Genomic DNA, 19531 nt, shown 5'->3' with positions numbered 1-19531 from the left:
GCCAACTCCTCCTCATATTTAAATTAGATTAGACTTTCAAGAACCGACCGAGCGATGTCGTCGAGCCCCAGATCCCGATGAAAGCACCGAGCGCCAAGAGGACGAGCGACACTTGTGTCGTCAGTACCGATGGATCAATCAATTTAAATATATCACTATTCAGTTGATCTAGCGATGGTTGTAAAGCACTATATGCGACGTCATAACCGAAGTAGATGACGGCGATCGGGATGAGCGCGCCGAGCACACCGAGGAGAAGCCCTTCGATGAAGAACGGCCAGCGGATGAAGCTGTTTTTCGCTCCGACGAGACGCATGATTTCAATCTCACGACGGCGTGAGAAGATCGTCATCTTGATCGTGTTCGAGATGAGGAACATCGCCATGAGGGTGAGACCGACGATCAACACGAGTCCACCGATGCGAATCCCGTTGAAGAAGGCGAACATTTTGTCAATATAGTCCTGTCCATATGTGACCTTATCGACGTTAGCGAGCGATTGCACCGCATCCGCGACCGTCTCTGTATTGAGCGGGTCTGATGCCTTGACGATATAGCGGTCGTGGAGCGGGTTGTCCTTCTCGACCGTTCCGTACGCATTCGCGTCTTCCCCAAGTTGATTACGGAAGTTTTCAAGTTCATCTTCTTTCGAGCTGAACGTGACCGACGCGACGCCAGGAATCTGCTCTAAATTCTCACCGAGCTTCTCGACGTTCCCTTCCTCCGCGGTCCGGGTGACGAACACTTGGATCTCGACGTCGTTCTCGACGTTCTCCGAGATCTCGTTGACGTTAAACATGACGAGGGCGAATACCCCGACGAGTAACAAAGTGATGGTGACAGCACTGACAGCCGCGAACGTCATCCACCCGTTGCGAAGTATTCCCTTGAACCCTTCGCGCAGATGACGGATTCCACTTTTAAATATCATAGCCATATGCTCCTTTCTCTTCATCGCGTACGACTTTCCCGTTCTCGATCGCGATGACGCGATGGCGAATCTTGTCGACGATATCACGGTTGTGGGTCGCCATGACGATGGTCGCCCCGCGACGGTGAATCTCTTGGAACACTTCCATGATCCCCCAAGCCGTGTCCGGGTCTAAGTTACCCGTCGGCTCATCGGCGATGATGAGCTTCGGCTTATTAACGATGGCACGAGCAATTGATACACGCTGTTGCTCCCCACCCGATAGTTCGTCCGGATAGTTGCGCGCCTTATGCTTCAGGCCGACGAGGTTCAACACGTCCATGACCTGTTTACGCATCGTGTTCGTATCGGCTTGGACGACCTCGAGTGCGAATGCGACGTTCTCATAAACCGTCAGGGACGGCAACAACTTATAATCTTGGAAGATGACGCCGAGTTGACGGCGCAGTTTTGGGACGTGGCGGTTTTTCAGCTTACCGACATCGATTCCATCAATTAAGAGCTGCCCGCTCGACGGCTTCTCCTCCCGATAAATCATTTTCATGAACGTCGATTTCCCGGCGCCGGATGGTCCGACGACATATAGAAATTCGCCGTCTTGAATCTGCAAATCGAGGTCGTCGACTGCGACGACGCCGTTTGGATATACTTTGCTGACTTTTTGCATCGAAATCATAACGTATTCCCTACCCTTTTTATATATTTTTCATGCATCTATGACAAATTCTGAATTGGCTTCGTTGAATTGATTCGTTAAGTGAATATTTTCACCTAGCCTCTGTTCTACACGATAATCAGGTAACCTGTCAAGGGACCCTGTCCCGGTCACCCCGTCCAAAAAATCGGTCAGGCGTTAGTTCAAGCGCTACAATTATAACAATCGAACTTTTAAATAACCATTACAGGATTGTTTCAGTTGGATTGAGTTCGGTGGGAAATTGTCGAAATGAAGATGGGCTTCACGAGATCGACACACACAGTGAAACGCACATTCAAAAAGGCACCCGCATCCGCGAGTGCCTCCATTCAACCCACAAGTCACCTCGTGGTTTCGATTTTTATTTCTTCTCAGCGAGCCAAGCCGCGACCGCTGTGATTTCTTCGTCCTTCTCGATCACGTTCGCAGGCATGGCGCCTTGTCCGTTTCGAATGACGTTCTCAATCTCTTCTGCCGAAAGGCGGGCACCGACGTCTTCAAGTGCCGGACCGCTCATCCCTTCTAAGTTCGCGCCGTGGCACGCCGCACAGTTTTGTGCGTACACTGCTTCCGCGTCGACCGACGCCGTGTTCGCGCCGTCCCCGTTGCTCGTCGTCTCTTCTTCATCGCCACCGCCACACGCACCGAGCGTGAGCATGGCGCCGAGTCCAATTGCCATCATCCATTTCTTCATAATAGGGTTCCCCTCCTAAGTTGTAGAAATAACCTACTTTTACCATTATAGCCGTTATGAACCGCTTTCTAACCTAACTCATCAAAAATACACAAAGATTCCACAACTCACGGGACGTTGATGTAACGTTTGTCCGAGGTGAAGCCTTGTCCCATCACCTCGTGCGCCTCACTGAAGATGAGAAACGCTTCCGGGTCGATGCGGCGAATGATCTCTTTCAGACGGCTCACTTCGTTCTGGCGGACGACGACGAGGAGCATCGGGCGCTCAAGACGCGAGTACGCTCCGATCGCTTGAATCTCGGTCGCGCCTCGGTCGAGCTCATCGAAGACGGCGCGCGTGATGACGTCCCGCTTCTCCGAGATGACGTAGGCCATTTTGTCCTGCGTGAAGCCAAGCTGGACGAAGTCGATCATCTTAATCGTAATGAAAAGCGCGATAAGCGCGTATAGCCCCGTCGTGAACGAGAACGTGACGGCAGCGACGAGGACGACCGCTCCGTCAAGAATAGCGATACAGAGGTAGAGCGGGATATGGGTGAACTTATGTAGGATTTGCGCGAGCAAATCCATCCCCCCGGTCGAGGCCCGGCCCCGGAAGATGAGACCGAGACCAATCCCGACGCCGGCCCCGCCGAAGATGGCCGCGAGCAACGTGTCATTGACGGCCGCACCTGCATCGATCGCTTCATAGAATAAGATCACGCCTGGCAAGAAAATCGATCCGACGAGCGACTTGACGCCGAAACCGAGCCCAAGGATCATCCAACCGACGAGGAGGAGCAACACGTTCGACACGAGCTGAAACGCCCCTGGCGAGATGTTGAACAGCTCATACGTGATGATCGAGATCCCGCTTACGCCACCTGAGGCGAGGTTGTTCGGCAACAGGAACAAGCTGAACGCCGAGGCGACGAACACGGACCCGGTGAGTAAATAGATGTAGTCTTTGACGATTTGCTTCATTAAAGGTTTTCTCCTCTACATACAACGTGGCCCAAAGACGTCAGTCCTTGAGCCACTTGCATCACATATTTGTCTTGCGAAGGTACGCGTCGATGAAGCCCATGATGTCCCCATCCATGACGCCGCCTGTGTTCCCGACTTCATAGCTCGTCCGGTGGTCTTTGACCATCGCGTACGGGTGGAAGACGTACGAACGGATCTGGCTACCCCAGCCGATGTCTGTCTTCTCGCCGCGGATTTCATCGAGCTTGCGTTGCTGCTCGTCGAGTTCGCGTTGATACAGTTTCGCTTTAAGCATTTTCATCGCTGCTTCGCGGTTCTTGATTTGCGAACGCTCAGCCTGACATGAGACGACGACACCCGTCGGCACGTGTGTGATCCGGACGGCCGAGTCGGTCGTGTTGATGTGCTGACCGCCGGCGCCTGACGCGCGGTACGTGTCGATGCGGAGGTCTTCAGTCTTCACTTCGATTTCGATGTCGTCATTGAACTCCGGCATGACGTCGCACGAGACGAACGATGTATGACGACGGCCCGACGAGTCGAACGGCGAGATGCGGACCAAACGGTGAATCCCTTTCTCCGCCTTCAAATAACCATAGGCGTTATGACCGACGATGCGGAGCGTGACCGATTTGACACCGGCCTCTTCGCCCGCAAGGTAGTCGACCGTCTCGACTTTCCAGCCCTGCTTGTCAGCAAAACGTTGATACATGCGTAGCAACATCGACGCCCAGTCTTGTGACTCGGTACCGCCCGCCCCCGGGTGCAACTCGAGGATGGCGTTGTTGGCATCGTACGGTCCGTTCAAGAGGATCTCGAGTTCGAACGCGTCGAAGTCGGCCTTGAGCGCTGTCACCATCTCTGAGAGGTCGTTCTGCATCTCGGCATCCGGCTCTTCTTTGATGAGTTCAAGTGTGACGTCGCCGTCCTCATGGCCATCCGCAAGCTGTTGATACTTGTCGACCATCGCTTTAAGCGCGTTCGACTCGTCGATGACTTTTTGCGCCTTCTCTTGGCTGTCCCAGAAGTCCGGGTACGTCATCTCGTTCTCGAGTTCGGCGATGCGGGCCTGCTTCTCTGTCAGGTTGAGCGATTGGCGATAATTCTCGAGGCGTTTCGCCATCGCCTCGAGTTCGTTGCGAATATCTGAAATTTCCATAGTGTAGGTCACCTTTCCGTAGGAAAGAGGCGAGCGGACTCGCCTCTTTCAAAATTAAGCCTGTTGTTTGCCGTGGCAGTTTTTGAACTTCTTGCCTGAACCACACCAGCACGGGTCATTACGCCCGAGCCGTTGGTCTTCAGAGCGACGGACCGGTTTTTTCTTCACCGGCGTGTCGTCCTTGCCAGACACCGCCACTTCCTCCTCGACGACTTTCTCGCGTCGGAGGTTGTCGCCGACTTCGGCACGGAGCACGAAGCCGGTTACTTCTTCGGAGATGGCCGCGTTCATCGCATCGAACATATTGATCCCTTCCGCCTGATACTCACGAAGCGGGTCGTTCTGTCCGTACGCGCGCAAATGAATCCCTTGACGGAGTTGGTCCATATGATCGATGTGCGCCATCCAGTGCGAATCGACGGCACGGAGGACGATAATCTTCTCGAACTCGTTGAAGCGTTCCGGCGGCGCGAGTTGGCGTTTCGCCTCATACTGCGCGTTCGTGCGTTCAGCGAGGAGCTCGATGATCTCTTCGCGCTCTTTGCCGAAGAAGTCTTTACCTTCGACCGGATGCTCGAGGGCGAGCGTCTGGTTGGCCCAGTGCGCGAGCTCATCGATGTTCCACTCTTCCGGTACGAGCTCGAGTGGCGTGTATTGCGCGACGCCCGTCTCGACCGTCTCTTGAATCATCGAACGGACGATGTCCGTGACCGACTCGTTCTCGAGAATGCTCGCCCGGTCTTTATACATGACTTTCCGTTGGTCGGCCATGACGTTATCGTACCCGAGAAGCTGTTTCCGGGCGTCGTAGTTGTTCCCTTCGACACGTTTCTGGGCCGACTCGACCGCTTTCGAGACCATACGGCTCTCGATCGGTTGCGTGTCGTCCATGCCGAGACGCTCCATCATGTTTTGGAGGCTATCCGTCCCGAAGCGGCGCATGAGCTCATCTTCGAGTGACAAGTAGAACTGGGATTTACCCGGGTCTCCTTGTCGTCCGGCCCGTCCACGGAGCTGGTTGTCGATCCGGCGCGACTCGTGGCGCTCGGTCCCGACGATGTATAATCCGCCGAGCTCGATGACACCTTCGCCGAGCTTAATGTCGGTACCGCGTCCGGCCATGTTCGTCGCAATCGTGACCGAGCCTTTTTGGCCCGCGTTCTCGACGATTTCAGCCTCACGGGCGTGGTTCTTCGCGTTCAACACTTCGTGTTTGATTTTCTTCTTCGAGAGGAGCTTGCTCAAATACTCCGACGTCTCGACGGCGACCGTCCCGACAAGGACCGGTTGTCCCGTCGCGTGGGCTGCCATGATCTCGTCGACAACGGCTTTGAACTTGCCTTCCATCGATTTGAAGATGAGGTCCGAACGGTCTTCCCGAAGGATCGGTTTGTTCGTCGGGATCGTCACGACCTGCATGTTGTAGATGTTACGGAACTCTTCTTCCTCTGTCTTCGCCGTCCCGGTCATCCCGGCCAGCTTCTCATACATACGGAAGTAGTTCTGATACGTGATCGTCGCGAGCGTCATCGATTCGCGTTGAATCTCGACGCCTTCTTTCGCTTCAATCGCCTGGTGCAACCCTTCCGAGTAGCGGCGTCCGTCCATGACCCGACCGGTGAACTGGTCGATGATCATAACTTGGCCGTCGCGGACCATATAGTCGACGTCATGATGCATGACGGCGTTGGCACGTAGGGCGAGCCCGACGTGGTGGTTGACCGAGACGTGCTCGATCGCGAACAAGTTGTCGATGCCGAAGAACTTCTCGGCGAGGTCGACCCCGTTGTCCGTCAAGAGGACCGATTTCGTCTTCACGTCGACCGTATAGTCATCCTCAATCTTGAGCGTCCGTACGAAGGCATCGGCCCGCGTGTAGAGCTCTGTCGATTTTTGAGCCGATCCCGAGATGATGAGCGGGGTCCGCGCTTCATCGACGAGGATCGAGTCGACTTCATCGACAATCGTGAAGTAGAGCTCGCGTTGGACACGATCTTCTTTATAAAGGACCATGTTGTCACGCAAGTAGTCGAAACCAAGCTCGTTGTTCGTCGAGTACGTGATGTCACAGTTGTATGCCGCCTGCTTCTCGACGCGGTCCATGTTCGACACGTTGAGGCCGACCGAAAGTCCGAGCGCGAAGTAGAGTGGTTCCATGAGTTCTTTGTCACGGCGGGCCAAGTATTCGTTGACCGTCACGACGTGAACGCCGCGGCCCGTGAGCGCGTTCAAATATACTGGGAGGGTCGCGACGAGCGTCTTCCCTTCCCCGGTCTTCATCTCGGCGATGTCACCGTTGTGGAGCACGTAGCCCCCGATGAGCTGGACGCGATAGTGGCGCATGCCGAGCACGCGCTCGGACGCCTCACGACAGACCGCGAACGCTTCTGGCAAGATATCGTCAAGCGTCTCGCCCTTGTCTAGGCGCTCACGGAACTCAACCGACTTCGCCTGAAGTGCTTCGTCAGACAACGCCTTGATTGGTTCGGCGAACGACTCGACGAGGTCGGCCGCTTTTTCTGCTTTTTTCAATACTCGTTTCTGTGGAGCAAATAAATCTTTCAAAAAGTTCGCCATACGCTTTATCTCCTCTGCATTCACTGAAAAATGCATGTTTTTTCCCTAATGTACAGTTTAACCGAAGTGACCTTCGCTTTCAAGGAAAGGCAAAAGGAAACGGCCTTCCGAATCGGAAGGCCGTGTGGTTTCAAGGTTGAATTATTCTGGTTCGATCAAGCCGTATTTGCCATCTTTACGACGGTAGACGACGTTCGTGTTGCCCGTCTCTGCGTCTGAGAAGACGAAGAAGCTGTGACCGAGCATGTCCATCTGAAGAATCGCTTCTTCCGTGTCCATCGGTTTGAGCGTGAAACGCTTCGTCCGAACGAGTTCGAGTTCTGCCTCGTCCTCATCATAGACGACCACGTCCTCGGGACCTTCGAGTGATTTGAAGTACTCGCCGATACCGCCATCTTTCGCACGCGATTTACGGTTGAGTTTCGTTTTGTGTTTACGGATTTGACGCTCCAATTTGTCGACAACGAGGTCGATTGCCGCGTACATATCGAGGTTTGTTTCCTCAGCACGGAGCAACAAGTTCGGCATCGGGATCGTCACTTCCACTTTTTGTTTCTCATTATAAACTTTCAAGTTGACGTAAGCCGTCTGTGCATCCGTAGGAGTTGTGAAATACCGAGTCAATTTGTCCAACTTTTTCTCGACATAGTCTTGAATAGCTGGTGTGACTTCAATGTTTTCGCCGCGAATGTTATAAATCATCTGAACTCCTCCTTAAAATAACCGCTTGACCCAATGATTCGTCAGACTGGACCGAATCTCCTGCTTCATTTCTTAAAAAGAAAGTGGAACCAGGTGGCTCATTTATAGTATACCCCGAATCCAAATCATTTGAAAACGTTATCATCAGAAAATAATGACAATTTTGTTCCGACAGGTCCGTCTTCTAGATGAATCGGTAGTATAGAAACAAACTACCCGTTCTGCCCGTTCTTAAACGCAATTTTGATCGGAATGTTCATTATGTGAGAAAAATAAAAAAGTCGGCCCCGTTAGGAGCCGACTCGTAGTTCGAAATTATAATTTTGTTACGTTAGCCGCTTGTGGGCCACGCTCGCCATCAACGATTTCAAACTCAACTTCTTGACCTTCGTCAAGTGATTTGTAGCCGTCAGTTTGGATTGCTGAGAAGTGTACGAACACGTCTTTGCCGCCTTCTACTTCGATGAATCCAAAACCTTTTTCTGAGTTAAACCATTTTACTTTACCTACCATGTGTAAATCCATTCCTTTCACCATTGAAGAATACAGAGGCTTTCCCTCTATCGGTAATCTTACCACCTTATTGGAAGCGTGACAAACACTTTCTCATTTTTTTGTAAACGAATTCCCGTTTGGCTTACATTGGAATTCTATTTCCCTACTTTTCATATCGACTTATTGAATTTACATTTTTTGTGATATATCATATTAAAGATGATTTAGGCACGTGTTCCATGCTTATGGCCAAGCCTGAAAATCTAATACGAAAAGGACGGTGCAGCCCTATGCGCCCCTACCATTCCGAAGAGAAATACCGCATCACGAAACGGACGGTTGCGATTCTACCCTGTTTTGATACGTTGATGCAATCGCGAATCGTTCTTGAGGACGGCTCCGAGATTATGACGCCGCTTCGCCCTTACCAACTCTTGCAACTTTCATGCCGTCAGTACAGCAGTTCGATCGAAGAACGCATCTTCGTCGCCAAACGCGTCGCCGGTGTCAAAGGCAAAGTGCCCGTCGTCATCGAACCGACGTCCGGACTCGTCTTCTTCCCGACGAAATCTCCGAAGCGCCCCGACTGCGAATGGTACGCCTGGTCTCACATTCGTGACATCTCGAGTGACCCGTTGGAGTCAAATGGCTTAGTCGTCACCCAAAACGGCCACCGGATTCAAACGAACGCGACCGCTTATGTCCTTCGCAATCAGCTGAAAGCGACGGGAGAACTCGTCGCCCGGTTCCAACAATTGAACCAGAGCGCCTTGCTCGAATCCTGACCCTTCCGTCGTGTTGACGGGAGGTTTTTTTCTGTCGGTTTCGCTTCACTTTTTGAAAAAGAGGTCGATATATTGGTCGAGGTGACAACTATGCAAATCCAAGCCCCCTTGACCGCGGCCGTCGCGGTCACAGCCGGCATTCAGACGAACCGGGTCTATAAGGCCGAACTCGTCAAACAGACCGGACCCGACTCCGGCATCGTCAAAATCAACGGCGAGCACGTCGAGGTCACGTTCGAGGGCGGGCTCCCGAAGACGAATCCGTTCCAACTGACGCTCGCTGAACAAGACGGAAAGCTCATCGGAACGATCGTCGTCAAACCTGAGCCAGAGACGCCGGACATGCCAAGCGGTCAACCGGTAAAACTCGATACGAAAATCCAAGTCTTGCTCGCGTCGCTCCCGCCCGAAGTGCGGAGCGCCGTCAGCCGCCTGCTCCAATCCGGACGCCTGCCGATGAACGAGGACACGGTGCGTCTGCTCGAGACCGTCTTTAAAGGCGACATGCGCGATGCGGTCCTTTGGCTGAAGACGATCGAGGCACCGACGCTCCCGCCTGACGTCGCCCGTGACATCGCTGTCGCGTCATTAGATGAAGCGAGACAACTCGTGACACGGCCCGCACCTGACGCTCCGTACCCGCAAAAAGAACGCTTCATCGAGCACGTCAACTTGTCGCGCCCGGTCAGCGAGCGCATGACACCGACGCCGGAGACGGTCGATCGACTCATCAATGAATTGCCAGAGCCGCGCCCGACGCGAATCGAACCACGCGAGTCGTTACCGCCTGTCCTCGGACGACCGGTGCTCGTCAAGGAAGTGACGACGCATCTCGCGAACGTGACGAACACGTTCCGAAACGAGCAAGTGACGGTGACGAAACAGCTCGGCCAAGTCGCCGCCCTCGTCGAGACGAATCCGCATCTAGCAAGACCCGCTCTCGAGACGGTATCGACCCGGCTGACGCAACTCATCCAAAAGACGGACGCCCTATTACATACGAGCGCGACCCAAGAGAAAGCGCTCGTCGCAATGACGGCGAAGCTCGACGTCGCCCTCGGCCTGCTGTCGACGAAACCGGCCGAGAGTGCCGCGCTCATCAAAGAAGTACGTGCCAGCTTGAACGAGTTCCGCTACGTGCCGAACCACGTCCGACTTGAATATATCCCGCATCAGGCGACGCGCGCCGGTGAACTATCGCGCGTCACGCCGTTCAAGGTCGACCCGAACCTATCGGGTCGCGTCATCCAAGAGACGGCCCAACGTGTCCAGGCGTCGACGTTGTCATTGAAACCCGATGCGGCGACACCCGAAGCGCAACGACTCGCCTCGTTCTTCCAAGTCCAACAGACATTGAACCGGCTCGACGGCGGACAGCTCCAACAGCTCATCCTCGCCTTACCGGCGAAAGTCCAAGAAATCGACACCGGCATCCACGTCCATATCCAAAACCGTGAGGCCGGGGACGTCGTCGACTGGGAGAACAGCGTGCTCTATATCCGGCTCGAGACACCACGTCTCGGCGAAATCGGCGTCAAGCTCGAGGCGATCGACCGAAATCTCCGGCTCACGCTTGAACATGATGACCCGGTCGTTGAGACGCTCGCCAAACCGCTTCTCGGAAAGATCGAGACGACGCTCGAGGCGATTGGCTACCGGAGCGTGACGACCCAGTTCCGTCCACTGACGAAGACGGACAAACCAGAAATCGAGCGTCCGACGCTCGAGACGACCGGTTATGATTTCCGCATCTAGGAGGCTGTTATGTATCAACGTATGGATTTGACGAAACGCAAGACGGCCGCTGTCGTCCGCTATGACGAGACGATCGACCGGGCGCCGGTCATCGTCGCCCGCGGGACGGGCGCCGTCGCCGATAAGATTTTAGACGAGGCGAGATCACGCGGCGTCGCCATTGAGCATGACCACTCGCTCCTTGGCCACCTGCTCGACCTCGACCTCGGGGACGCAATCCCCCCTCAACTGTATGACGTCATGGCCGAAGTGCTATTACTGATCGAAGAACTCGACACTATCAAAGGAGATCCATCATGAACCCGAACCGACTATACGAAATGAGCCCGCAAGAACTGACCCAAGCGATGCTCCACGCACTCGTCTATCATTACGAGCAAGCCCGGACGGCAACGATCGCCGAACGCAACCGTCACTTGCGTCAAGCGCGCGAACTGCTCGCGAAGCTCCACCAAGGACTTCACGACGGTGGCGGCATCATCTCGGCTCAACTCGACGAGCTTTACCTCTATATGGCGAAATCAAGCCTCGAGGCGTTGATTGAACAAGATATGGACAAAATCGAGGAGCTCCATGGCCTCGCGACCGAGCTCGACAAGACGTGGGGCGAAGCGATTGAGAACGCTCGTCTGAAACCCGTACCTGCAGGAGGAAACCGTTATGAAAATTACCAATAACGTGCAAGCACTGAAAGCCTACTCGTCGCTCACGGTCAACCAGGCGACGATGAAGAAGACGATGGATCGCCTCTCGAGCGGTATCCGCATCAACAAGGCGTCCGATGACGCCGCCGGACTCGCCATCTCCGAGAAGATGCGCATCCGGCTCGACTCACTGTCGATGGCCGAACGAAATACGCTCGACGGCATCTCGCTCACGCAGACACTCGAAGGCGGCATGAATGAGACACATTCACTCCTGCAACGGATGCGCGAGCTGTCGGTTCAAGCGTCTAACGGGACGTTGAGTGGTGATGACGCCAAAGCGATTCAAGACGAAATCACGGCGCTAACCGATGAAGTGACGCGGATCGCCGAGACGACCGAGTTCAACTCGAAGAAAATCATGAACGGCGACTTTATAGCCGGCAGTGAGACACTCTTCTTCCAACTCGGGGCCGGTAGCGGTGAAGGTGTCGTCTTGAACGTTGACGATATGCGCGCCGGCGCGCTCGGGATCGACGGGCTTGACGTGACGACGCAAGGTGGCGCCAATGACGCCATCGCCAAGTTTGACGCCGCCATCCAAAAAGTGTCGCTCGAACGCTCGAAGCTCGGTGCCATCCAAAACCGATTGGAAGCGAATGTGAGCGTCGTGACGATCGGTTCTGAGAACTTGACGGCGTCCGAGTCACGTATCCGCGACGCCGACATGGCGCGCGAGATGATGGACTTTGCCCGCCTCAACATCTTGAACCAGTCCGGCATGGCGATGATTGCCCAATCGAACGCCTTGCCGCAAGGCGTGCTACAATTATTGAACTAACTTAAGGAAGGACGGATCCCTATGGACATTCGTCGCATCATGGAAACGCAGTCGCTTCACGGCACGGGGAAGGCGAAACGCCCTGACGCCGAGGCAGGCGTCTCGTTCCAAAACGTCATCGGTCAAAAGCGTGAGGACCGCGAGCACGAGCGTTTCCAACGCCAAATCGCGGCCATCCACGAGAAAGGCGAGCTCCTCGCCGAGAGTCAGACCGTCGAGTCACTCGCTGAATATAAGCAACTCATTAAAGACTTTATGAAAGACGCCGTCGACGCGGCGCTCCGCCTCGAGGACAAACGTGGCTTCAACCGCCGCGGCCGGGCTAAAATCTATAAGATTGTCGAACAGGTCGACCAAAAGCTGCTCGCGCTGACGGACCAGGTCATCTCGGGTGAGGCGTCACGTTTGTCGCTCCTCGACCAAGTCGGTGAGATTCGCGGCCTGCTCGTCAACGTATACGTGTGAGGTGAGATGATGGCAGAACATATCTTTTCGAAAAAAGTGAAATGTCCGTATTGTTTGAAACAGAGCGAGACGCCACGCGTCCTATCGCGCCACATCCGGCCGCAGGAAGTCGCGAAGGACGGGTACACGACGTATGCCGGTGCCAACCCGTACTTTTATGAGCCGACCGTTTGCAGTCACTGTCACCTCGTTTTCCATGACTCGTTCGACAAAGTGAGAAAGACACACCGTGAGGCGCTCGAGAATGGCTACTTCGACCGGGTGAACGCGGACGCGCTCACGGGCGACCGCTCGGCCGATCACGTCATCCGACTATACAAGTTCGCCGTCGTGACGGCCCAACTGAGCGGACAGAAACCGTCTGTCGTCGCCATGCTCGGCATGCGACTCGTCTGGATGTATCGCCTGACGGGGAATGAGGCGTCCGAGAAGGAATGGATGAAGCGGACGCTCGACAAGTACAATGAAGTACAGGAGGCGTACACGGACCAAGTCCGGACAGGCCTCCCGTATGACCAGCTCATGTTGCGAATTGCCGACTTGTCGGCCGCACTCGGTCTGTATGAAGATGCGAGGCGTTGGTACGGCATCCTGCTCGGCAGTAAGGAAGTGTCAGAGCGGATCCGTACCCAGGCCCGGTCACATTGGGAAGATTTTCGGACGGAACACGCTTAAAAGGGAGAGCCGCGGCTCTCCCTTTTCGTATACAAAGACCGCGCTCATCCACTCACGGACAAACGCGGTCGGTTCTCTTAACGGATGAACCCCCAAACCGAAAGGAGATATACGCGACATGACTCGCATCAAAACCTAAACAGGGCACCCAAGAACCGACCACGCGGTGGCGTCTTGCACGGTTCATTCTCATTATAATCCGGTTTTCGCTATTTTACTATTATTTTTATCGCGTCGAGATTAGGGTATTCTAGTGATGAATCCAAAGGAGGTCATTCCATGTTTGAAGCCCGCTATATCGAAACGGTACGCTCGATTTTCCAGGAACAGAAACAGCTCGCCGAGGACGCGTTGAAGCAAGTGAACGATGAGGACATGCATCGCGTGCTCGCGAAAGACACGCTCTCGCTTGCGGTCATCGTCCAGCACATCTCGAACAACATGAAGTCGCGCTGGACCGACTTTTTGACGACGGACGGCGAGAAGCCGGACCGGAACCGTGACGCCGAGTTCGAGGACCAACAACAGACCCGGTTCGAACTGATGGCGACGTGGGATGAGCGTTGGCAACTGTTGGACGACGTACTCTCGAGCCTCACACCGGAAGACCTCGGCAAGACCGTCTTCATCCGTGGCGAAGAGAAGACCGTCATCTGGGGGATCGAGAAGCAAGTCTCGCACTATAGCTACCACGTCGGGCAAATCGTCTATCTCGCGAAAGTATTCGCCGGCGAGAACTGGAACGTGTTGACGATTCCGTTGCCGCATCAGCGACAATAAGAGAACGCGCATCGCGAAGATGTGCGTTCTCTTATTTGGTGACGTCGATCGTGTATTCATAACGCTCCTCGGCAATTTTACGGAATTGATCATCATATGGTCCCTCCACAACAAAACGGACTTCGGTCAATTCCTCAGGCATCGACTCGACATGGAACAGTACGCCACCCTCTTTCTTCACTTTCCCTAAAAACTCCCCGCCTACATCCTCTGAAATGACGATGTCAGCATCAACCTGTTCGCCTGTGTTCGTGACGAGCCTGGCTTGGTTTGGATGAAAGCTGACCGTCTCGTCACTCGTGTTTTCGACGATGACATTGAACGAGACGATGGTCACTTCTTTTTGATCATCGAAGAAGAAACGATAATCAGTAGCGACTTCTAGACGCAACGTTTGCACCTTATCGATTTGAAAGATGATTGGTCCAATTACTTCTTCGATTCCAAGATTTCGATTCTTCATGTATATCTGACTGCGGCCAACCTCATCTTCCTGTACTTCAAACTCTTCCTCTTGTACCGTTTCTGTTTCTGTCGTCTCTTTTTGGCTGTCTGTCGACGGAACGCTTTCACTTTGACTGGTAGGTTCGGTAGTAGTCGATGATGACTCCGTGTCTCCACATCCGACTAACATGAGCAAGGGAATGGCTAAGACGAATCCGTACGACTTCAATCCAATCCTCTCCTTTACCTCTAGACTTTTCCAACTTATATAAATCTTATTCCCCATTTTTAGAAGGGCATTCGAGGTCAATGCTAAATTTTTTGGTGTTAATCAGGACACAAAACGACCGCGCCAGTTGCCTAGCGCGGCCATTGTTTATTTCTCGACGTTGATTGTATATTCGTAGCGAGACTCGCCAATCGACTGATAATCCGCGTCAGACGGTCCATCGATGACGACTTTCACATCCGCCAAATCTCTCGGCATCGCCTTGACGAAGAACAGGACGTTCCCTTCCTTCTTCACTTTGCCGAGGAACTCCCCGCCGACATCATCCGAGAACCACAAGTCGGCTGACACTTGTTCGCCCGTGTTCGTCACGAGCGTCGCTTGATCCGGATAAAAGTTGATTGTCTCATCAATCGTGTTCTCAACAATCATGTTCATCGCGACGACCGTCACTTCTTCTTGTCCATCGAACGAGTCGCGATACGCTTCGTTAACAGTGAGTCGGGATGTCTGCACTTTATCGATGGCGAAGTTGACAGAGCCAATCGTCTCTTTGATGTCGAGCGCCTTGTTCTTCATGAAGATTTGGTTTGAACCAAGTTCACTCTCCTGCACTTCTGCTTCTTCTTTTGTGTCTGCCGCTGGTTCTTCCTTTTTCTCTGCCTCTACAACTTCCTCCGTATCGGTCGCTGTCGTCTTCAGTTCATCGGCCTCTCCGCAGCCTACAAGCAGTGTTAAAGGTAAAGCGAGGATCAATCCGTATCGTTTCATGTTCATCTTATTTCTCTCCTTTTTCGTATGAATGGTGGTTGATAAGATGAGCATACTGGATTGTCTAGCCTGACCGGTGTAAGAAAACGTATAGGGTCGTCATCCTGAATAAATAAAAGCCAAGGTCCGCGATTGGACCTTGACTTCTCATGCTTTATCCTCTTGATTTGAGTTCTTCTTCTTCATACGGATCGGGACCGTCTTCGATTGGCGCATCGTCTTCGATGTACGCTTCAAGTTTCGGGTCACGTTCCACATACTCATCGTACGCCCCTTCTGGACCGTAGACGAAGTAACGACGATCTTTCGACGACTTAGGCTTTACCTTTTTCTCACTCATCTCGTTTCCCTCCCCTTTCCAGAAAAGAAGCAACGGTTACAGTGGTATTTACCCGGTTTTCTACCGGTTTAAATGGTATAGAGTCGATTGTAATTGAAATCAGACGTCTTTGCATCCCTATCAAATGGAATGAAACTTTTTAGTAGCTGGGTCGTAAATGATGATAACGAATAGATGAGGGGACGATATAGATGATGTTATTGAAAATAGGATTCGTTCGTGGCGTGAAGTGGTTCGCGTTATTTGGATTTCTTGCAATATATCAGTGGTGGAATGGAAATATGGAAGATGTACATAATATGCTCGTCTATGGCGGGATGGCATTTTTCCTTGGTCTGACAAGCGTCATCTACGAAGTGAAACGTTGGTCGTTCCCGAAACAGATTCTGATTCATTGGGTCACGATGCATGTGACGATTCTGCCGCTCGTCATATTCAGCGGTTTTCTCCCGGTGACGTCGTTGCAAGACGCCCTGTTGGTTTACTTGAAGTTTAATGTGAGTGGGCTGATCCTGTTCAGCTCATCCTATGTAATACAAAAGGTACGACGGCAAGCTAAAACTCTATGAACGACAACAGCTCGAAGGCGCACCTTCGAGCTGTTTCATGTCTGTTCGTCGAATAACCCCGAGAAATTTGAATCGACGTCTTCGTACGGGTCGACGTACGACTTGACTGTCTTCCGTTCTTGTCGCGCCGTCCCGAGCGTCATGCCGAGCCGTTGATGCTCGGCCTCGATTAAGCGGGCAATCTGTTGGCTGTCATCGACGAGCTGACGAATTACCGTCTGGTCAGCGTCCTTCAAGTCCGGACCGTGCGCCGCGAGCAATTGCTCACGGTCGTCAAGTAGATCATGGATTTGGTCCATCCATGTGTCGTACGTCGGTTCTTCCGGGACTTTCGCCAACAAGTCCTTTAGTCGTTGCGTTTTGAAGATAATCTCATCGATAGGTCTCATGCTTGCTTCGCGAGTTTCATCGCTTCCTTCCACGTGTCGCGGAGCTCGGTCGTGAAGTCGAGTACTTCGTCGAGGATGGTCGTGTCATTTTTGACGTTCGCATCGACGAGACGACGCCACATGTACTCATAGAGCGAATCTAAATTCGCCGAGATGGCAATGTCTTTATTCAAAGTCAAGCGCATCTCTTGAAAGATGGCTTGCGCCTTCTGAATGTTCTTATTTTTCAAATCAGGATTCCCTTGCTCGATGGCGAGTTTGGCGAGGCGCATGAACTTGAGCGCCCCATCATAAAGCATGAGCGTGAGTTCCTGTGGGTTCGCGGTCGTGACCGCACTGTTTTGATATGCTGCATATGGATTGGCTATCATTTTAATTCCTCCTCTTACATACCACCACTCATAAATTGTTGTAATGAAGCAGCTTGAGCATTTGCTTGGTTCATCGCTGTTTCCATAGCAGAAAAACGACGATAGTAGGCATTCTCTTTTGCTAATAATAAATCGTTCAATCGATCAACACGTGTATCTATTGAACTTAACTCCCTGCCTAAACTGAAGGTATTCAAAGTTCCCCCCTCAGCACCAGCAACTCTTGTAATTGAACTTCTCGAATCGTTAGTAATCGTCCTTACTTTTCCTAACAACCCATTAGTCGTGTCAGTAAATAGCTTATACACCGCTTCCGGATCAGCTTCAATTGATGCTTTTAATTTTGTTTCATCAATTTCAATTTTCCCACCCGCTCGAAAATCTTTACCTGTAGAAAGACCAACTTGATACATTTGTGTAGGCCCACTCGTTGTGACCTCAGTAGAGGACCAGGAAGAGCGTAATCTACTCGTCGCAGTTTGGAGCATATTATCGCCACGTAATAAGCCACTCATTGCTTTCTCTTCCCACTTCTTAATTTCATCTTCACTTAATTCTTCTCTTTGAGCTTTTGTGAGCGGTGGAAAATCTCGATACTGTTGTTCACCGTATTTCTTATTCATCAATTCCATTGTTTCGTTGTATTTAGTTACAAACGCTTTAATGTTATCGAGTACAGCTTGCGTGTCAGGTTTCGTGTTCAACGACACTGGAGAGCTAGTGCTATCAAAAGTCTGATTTAGTGTGAAGGTGACGTTGTCAATTGTGACGGTGTTACTAGGTCTCGAAATAGCGAGTCCATTGACAGTCAATTCAGCGTTTGTCCCAGTCACCCCATTTGTTAAATGGAATGCAGTGGCCAGTGTAGCATCATTGAATTGGATCGTTGCATCACTTCCAGTAAGTCGAGATGTCAGCGAAAGTTTACCAGTCGCGTCATCAAAGAAAGCAGTTGCCCCACTTCCTTTAGCATTCAATTTTGTAAGCAAATCTTCGACTGTAGCTTCAGCTGATAAACCTAGCGATACAAACTCTCCACTAACACTAGACTTGAATGAAAGAGTAGTCGGATCAGTGACATCAGTTAAATCGGTTAATTTTGTTGTTCGAGTGACCTTTACACCATTTTCATCCATCACATCTGTATCAGTAGCACTAAAGGTAGAAGCTGGTTTAGCAAGTGCTTGTACAGAGTCGATTTGAAGCGAAGTACTTCCACTTGCAGGGGTTGCCGTCACACTGATTTTTGTGCTATCGGAAGAAGTAGCCGAACGAGCATAGAAGTTTTTACTTAGTGTTAGGTCTACTGCAGCATTTCGGAGGTTCAGCAATGATTTATTAACTTCTCTATATCCATCTACTTTCCAACCTGTAGATTGCTTTTTTTGTTCTAACCGATCTACAGGTATTCTTTCAACGGCCATTAGTTGCTTTATAATCGACTCTGTGTCAATTCCACTTGCCATTCCACCAAATCGTATAGGTGTCGTCATATGTCTCCTCCTTTATACACGTTCATCAAACAATTGGTTAAACTCCATAAATGCCGCAAAAAAATCTAATGATTTTTTACTTGGAATTTCACGAATTACCTCATTGTTTGTATCTACGATTTGAATATAAAAATCATTTAATTTTTCGTGCTTCATAAATTTGAGTCCAGTTCGTTGTTGCTCAAGAACTCGATTTGCCTTCTCTACGGCTACCTCTAACTTGGTCACATGTTGAGGCGTTGGAAGAATGACAATCCCCTCGTCTGCGAGACGTTTTTGATTCGCTTCAACGAACACACTTTTTGTTTGTTCATACGGCAAAACAGAAGAAGGTAAGTGAAGCCGGACTTCAGATATGGTCGGATTCATAATGTTCTACTCCTCATTTACTAATTGTTCTCGTCTACTATATCGACATGTTTCTTCATAGTTTGTAGCAATTTATCGAAATGTAGCTAGTATCTCTAAAAGAATAACTTTTCATAACCAGCTTCTAATTAATTGAGTGAATCAAGGAATGTAAATATTTTCGACGTCACACTTTAATGTTTTAGGTCTTTTGACATAATCGGGAATATAACTAGTGATGATTTTTAAATGGGGAGATGAGACGTAATGGATTGGGGAGGATGTGAACGCTAGAATAAAATTGACAGTTTTTGCTCGATACGATTTTACACTATTGCCGAAGAATCAGAACAGAACTCCGATAGAGTAGTTGAGGCTATTTTATCTGGAGGGAATGGATTTGGAGGAA

At 51.6% G+C, this 19531-nt stretch carries 24 protein-coding genes; 9 read left to right on the top strand and 15 right to left on the bottom strand.

The window, feature by feature from the left end; genetic code table 11:
- Positions 1-28 precede the first annotated feature (28 nt).
- The 8 genes from ftsX to cspD all read right to left on the bottom strand — a co-directional run bounded on the left by ftsX (position 29) and on the right by cspD (position 8241).
- On the bottom strand, positions 29-931 hold the full coding sequence (gene ftsX / locus EVJ33_RS13920; RefSeq protein WP_131438020.1) for a permease-like cell division protein FtsX: 903 nt from the start codon (positions 929-931) through the stop codon (positions 29-31).
- On the bottom strand, positions 921-1607 hold the full coding sequence (ftsE, locus tag EVJ33_RS13915) for a cell division ATP-binding protein FtsE (protein WP_131438018.1): 687 nt from the start codon (positions 1605-1607) through the stop codon (positions 921-923). Before ftsE ends, ftsX begins: the two co-directional genes overlap by 11 nt.
- Positions 1608-1989: 382 nt before the next feature.
- Positions 1990-2322, bottom strand: coding sequence for a cytochrome c551 (cccB, locus tag EVJ33_RS13910; protein ID WP_131438016.1), 333 nt, complete (start codon positions 2320-2322; stop codon positions 1990-1992).
- A gap of 107 nt (positions 2323-2429) precedes the next feature.
- Positions 2430-3287 carry a YitT family protein gene (locus EVJ33_RS13905; protein WP_131438015.1) on the bottom strand — a complete coding sequence of 286 codons (858 nt, stop codon included), beginning with the start codon at positions 3285-3287 and terminating at the stop codon, positions 2430-2432.
- Between the two features lie 61 nt (positions 3288-3348).
- Positions 3349-4449, bottom strand: a complete 1101-nt coding sequence (prfB, locus tag EVJ33_RS13900) for a peptide chain release factor 2 (RefSeq protein WP_131438013.1) — start codon at positions 4447-4449, stop codon at positions 3349-3351.
- Between the two features lie 54 nt (positions 4450-4503).
- Positions 4504-7026 (bottom strand): preprotein translocase subunit SecA, encoded by a 2523-nt coding sequence (gene secA / locus EVJ33_RS13895; RefSeq protein ID WP_131438012.1) that lies wholly within the window; start codon positions 7024-7026, stop codon positions 4504-4506.
- Between the two features lie 141 nt (positions 7027-7167).
- Positions 7168-7728, bottom strand: a complete 561-nt coding sequence (gene hpf / locus EVJ33_RS13890) for a ribosome hibernation-promoting factor, HPF/YfiA family (protein WP_021065412.1) — start codon at positions 7726-7728, stop codon at positions 7168-7170.
- Between the two features lie 315 nt (positions 7729-8043).
- On the bottom strand, positions 8044-8241 hold the full coding sequence (gene cspD / locus EVJ33_RS13885; RefSeq protein WP_021065411.1) for a cold-shock protein CspD: 198 nt from the start codon (positions 8239-8241) through the stop codon (positions 8044-8046).
- A gap of 272 nt (positions 8242-8513) precedes the next feature.
- Between cspD and EVJ33_RS13880 the strand changes: the two genes are divergently transcribed.
- The 8 genes from EVJ33_RS13880 to EVJ33_RS13845 all read left to right on the top strand — a co-directional run bounded on the left by EVJ33_RS13880 (position 8514) and on the right by EVJ33_RS13845 (position 14168).
- Positions 8514-9008: a competence protein ComK gene (locus tag EVJ33_RS13880; RefSeq protein ID WP_131438009.1), complete on the top strand. Its 495-nt coding sequence runs from the start codon at positions 8514-8516 to the stop codon at positions 9006-9008.
- A 90-nt stretch (positions 9009-9098) separates the two neighbouring features.
- Positions 9099-10763 (top strand): hypothetical protein, encoded by a 1665-nt coding sequence (locus EVJ33_RS13875; protein WP_236634639.1) that lies wholly within the window; start codon positions 9099-9101, stop codon positions 10761-10763.
- 9 nt (positions 10764-10772) lie between these two features.
- A complete protein-coding gene (locus EVJ33_RS13870; protein ID WP_029595031.1) occupies positions 10773-11063 on the top strand; it encodes an EscU/YscU/HrcU family type III secretion system export apparatus switch protein in 291 nt (96 codons plus the stop codon).
- Positions 11060-11440, top strand: a complete 381-nt coding sequence (locus EVJ33_RS13865; protein WP_131438005.1) for a flagellar export chaperone FliS — start codon at positions 11060-11062, stop codon at positions 11438-11440. The genes EVJ33_RS13870 and EVJ33_RS13865 overlap by 4 nt, the downstream gene beginning before the upstream one ends.
- On the top strand, positions 11424-12248 hold the full coding sequence (locus tag EVJ33_RS13860) for a flagellin N-terminal helical domain-containing protein (RefSeq protein WP_131438004.1): 825 nt from the start codon (positions 11424-11426) through the stop codon (positions 12246-12248). Before EVJ33_RS13865 ends, EVJ33_RS13860 begins: the two co-directional genes overlap by 17 nt.
- A gap of 21 nt (positions 12249-12269) precedes the next feature.
- A complete protein-coding gene (locus EVJ33_RS13855; protein ID WP_131438002.1) occupies positions 12270-12713 on the top strand; it encodes a YaaR family protein in 444 nt (147 codons plus the stop codon).
- Between the two features lie 9 nt (positions 12714-12722).
- A complete protein-coding gene (locus EVJ33_RS13850; RefSeq protein ID WP_131438000.1) occupies positions 12723-13388 on the top strand; it encodes a DUF2225 domain-containing protein in 666 nt (221 codons plus the stop codon).
- Positions 13389-13667: 279 nt separating this feature from the next.
- Positions 13668-14168: a DUF1572 family protein gene (locus EVJ33_RS13845; protein WP_131437998.1), complete on the top strand. Its 501-nt coding sequence runs from the start codon at positions 13668-13670 to the stop codon at positions 14166-14168.
- A gap of 31 nt (positions 14169-14199) precedes the next feature.
- Here the strand turns inward: EVJ33_RS13845 and EVJ33_RS13840 are convergent, their stop codons facing one another.
- The 3 genes from EVJ33_RS13840 to EVJ33_RS13830 all read right to left on the bottom strand — a co-directional run bounded on the left by EVJ33_RS13840 (position 14200) and on the right by EVJ33_RS13830 (position 15952).
- Positions 14200-14841, bottom strand: coding sequence for a DUF4352 domain-containing protein (locus EVJ33_RS13840; protein WP_236634638.1), 642 nt, complete (start codon positions 14839-14841; stop codon positions 14200-14202).
- 147 nt (positions 14842-14988) lie between these two features.
- On the bottom strand, positions 14989-15618 hold the full coding sequence (locus tag EVJ33_RS13835) for a hypothetical protein (protein WP_131437996.1): 630 nt from the start codon (positions 15616-15618) through the stop codon (positions 14989-14991).
- 148 nt (positions 15619-15766) lie between these two features.
- Positions 15767-15952 (bottom strand): hypothetical protein, encoded by a 186-nt coding sequence (locus EVJ33_RS13830; protein WP_029595024.1) that lies wholly within the window; start codon positions 15950-15952, stop codon positions 15767-15769.
- Positions 15953-16143: 191 nt separating this feature from the next.
- On the opposite strand from EVJ33_RS13830, the gene EVJ33_RS13825 reads away from it, so the two are divergent.
- Positions 16144-16521 carry a DUF3021 family protein gene (locus EVJ33_RS13825; RefSeq protein ID WP_131437994.1) on the top strand — a complete coding sequence of 126 codons (378 nt, stop codon included), beginning with the start codon at positions 16144-16146 and terminating at the stop codon, positions 16519-16521.
- 35 nt (positions 16522-16556) lie between these two features.
- On the opposite strand, the gene EVJ33_RS13820 is transcribed toward EVJ33_RS13825, so the two are convergent.
- From EVJ33_RS13820 to EVJ33_RS13805, 4 genes are read right to left on the bottom strand one after another with little or no spacing between them, the layout of a single operon-like run.
- On the bottom strand, positions 16557-16910 hold the full coding sequence (locus tag EVJ33_RS13820) for a flagellar protein FliT (protein WP_131437992.1): 354 nt from the start codon (positions 16908-16910) through the stop codon (positions 16557-16559).
- Positions 16907-17281, bottom strand: a complete 375-nt coding sequence (fliS, locus tag EVJ33_RS13815) for a flagellar export chaperone FliS (protein ID WP_201739719.1) — start codon at positions 17279-17281, stop codon at positions 16907-16909. The genes EVJ33_RS13820 and fliS overlap by 4 nt, the downstream gene beginning before the upstream one ends.
- A gap of 14 nt (positions 17282-17295) precedes the next feature.
- Positions 17296-18774, bottom strand: coding sequence for a flagellar filament capping protein FliD (gene fliD, locus EVJ33_RS13810; protein WP_131437990.1), 1479 nt, complete (start codon positions 18772-18774; stop codon positions 17296-17298).
- Positions 18775-18786: 12 nt separating this feature from the next.
- Positions 18787-19143: a flagellar protein FlaG gene (locus EVJ33_RS13805; RefSeq protein ID WP_131437988.1), complete on the bottom strand. Its 357-nt coding sequence runs from the start codon at positions 19141-19143 to the stop codon at positions 18787-18789.
- Positions 19144-19531 lie beyond the last annotated feature (388 nt).

The sequence above is a fragment of the Exiguobacterium sp. SL-10 genome (genome assembly GCF_004337025.1).
GTDB lineage: Bacteria > Bacillota > Bacilli > Exiguobacteriales > Exiguobacteriaceae > Exiguobacterium.
Note: the sequence above shows the minus strand (reverse complement) of the source record. Positions and strands in the feature narration are given on the sequence as shown.